The 1,685-nt window shown below is 41.2% G+C and carries 3 protein-coding genes; all 3 read right to left on the reverse strand.

Annotation, left to right across the window (positions count from 1 at the left end; genetic code table 11):
* Nucleotides 1–378: 378 nt before the first annotated feature.
* Nucleotides 379–540 (reverse strand): hypothetical protein, encoded by a 162-nt coding sequence (locus VQ048_RS12095; protein WP_327611913.1) that lies wholly within the window; start codon nucleotides 538–540, stop codon nucleotides 379–381.
* Nucleotides 541–673: 133 nt separating this feature from the next.
* Nucleotides 674–1,393, reverse strand: a complete 720-nt coding sequence (locus VQ048_RS12100; RefSeq protein ID WP_327611914.1) for a DNA-binding domain-containing protein — start codon at nucleotides 1,391–1,393, stop codon at nucleotides 674–676.
* Nucleotides 1,394–1,436: 43 nt separating this feature from the next.
* A partial coding sequence (locus VQ048_RS12105; RefSeq protein WP_327611915.1) for a hypothetical protein occupies nucleotides 1,437–1,685 on the reverse strand: 249 nt, incomplete at its 5' end.

Consider the following 1,685-nt stretch of genomic DNA (forward strand, 5'->3'; position numbering starts at 1 on the left):
TTTGTAGTTGGGGATTTTTTTTTGGATTAGAGGTCGAGTATTCTCTACCATATATAATAACCGACCTAAGGAAACGGAGGCGTTAAGAAAATGGGGCGTCCATTCGTTAAAGAAAGCCCTATTGTCTGAACATGCGTGGGCTTTAGCCTTGGCGTGAGTTCTAGGGCTTTTAGAATGGACGTCCCATTTTTAGCCGAGTTCTCTAGTCTTGACCTTTTGGTCCTTTTGGGTCAAGCCAAAAGGACATACATATTTTTCTCCCTTCTTTTCCTTGATGAAACCTAACGAAAAAGCGAATTTGGTTCTATTGTTGTATAAATTGGGGGCGTCCATTCGTTAAAATTTCCAGTGCTTTATTTGGCAACGTCCAGTCACCGTCTAAAGCGGCACACCGTTGTCGTCTAAAGTAAGACACGGCACCAAAACGGTAATAATAGACCTTATGGTTATACCATTTGCCGACAAAGCTATGACCATCCCTCCGTGCTCCGCTTCGTTGTGCGATACGACTTTAGAATGTTGTAAACTATGACTTGCCAATGTCGGGTGGTTCTACCTTACCGTGTCGGAGGCTCCGACCTATTGGACAGGTTTGTTTTTGTGCTATTAGAATAATAATGCCCACCGCTATATTATAGTGGTGGGCATTGGTTATTGGGGTTGAATAAGACGGTTACCCGATCACTACAGGCGTGGATAACGTCTCCGTTCTCGGGTCTTTAAGCAGAGCATTACCACTACTTCTCTGCGTAGTAATGCTTAGCTCATAATTACCTGCTTCTAAATCTGTAGGCACAAGGATAAGCAACCTTGACGGTTCGTTAAGGACAATATGCTCTGTTGAGAGCTTCACTTCTTGCTGAGTGTCTAAGTTTTTAAAGACGATGCCATTTTTAGGGTCATTGCCATCTATTTTAATGTAAGTACCTTTGATTTCGGCGTTTTTACCTTTGGTAAGGGTACCGTCTGCTTTGCCTGTAATCTTGTCGGTGATGCTGAACACACTCATTGGGCTGGATTGCTCGCCGAGGATTTCTACCTTGGTGTCGGCTACCGCTTTTCTAAGGTCTAAACCTTGGTTTACATTCACATAAACGGAGTGCCTCTCCTTATCCCAAGTCTTGTCATAAAACACACCTTTGATGGCAGGACGCATATACACCAGTCCCGTATTTACGCTATACCCGTTGAGTACCAATTCTGAGGCTTTGCGGTTAAAACGAGTGATAATATCTATTGCGGTTTCGGTTTTTATCTTCATCCCCTCTTTTTTGAGGGCTTCTACGATTTCTGTAATACCAAGGCTGCCACCTAAGAGGAGCACGGCGACAAAATCGTTCGGGTCGTCTTTGGTGAGTAGATTGGGACGCAACCACGCTTTTAGAGTATTCATAGGATTTAAATTTTGTGATTAGGTATTTAATTTATGTAGTAAATTATTGTACAAAATATAAAAAAAACTTTCGCTCGCCAGAGTAAACTCTCTGAGTATGTATTGTTCTTTGTTTTATATAATAATCAACTCCAGCCTTTAAATAAATAAAAATATTAGAGCCAATATTGGTTGATATATGATTGGCATTTACAGGACTTCTACTTTCATAATAAACATTACCTACATCTAACCCCAAGTTATTATCAGAAATTTGTATCCACGCCGTTGCAGAACCACTATCTGCATTTCC

Source organism: Bergeyella anatis, from assembly GCF_036016955.1.
In the GTDB taxonomy this organism is placed as follows: Bacteria; Bacteroidota; Bacteroidia; order Flavobacteriales; family Weeksellaceae; genus JAYWXI01.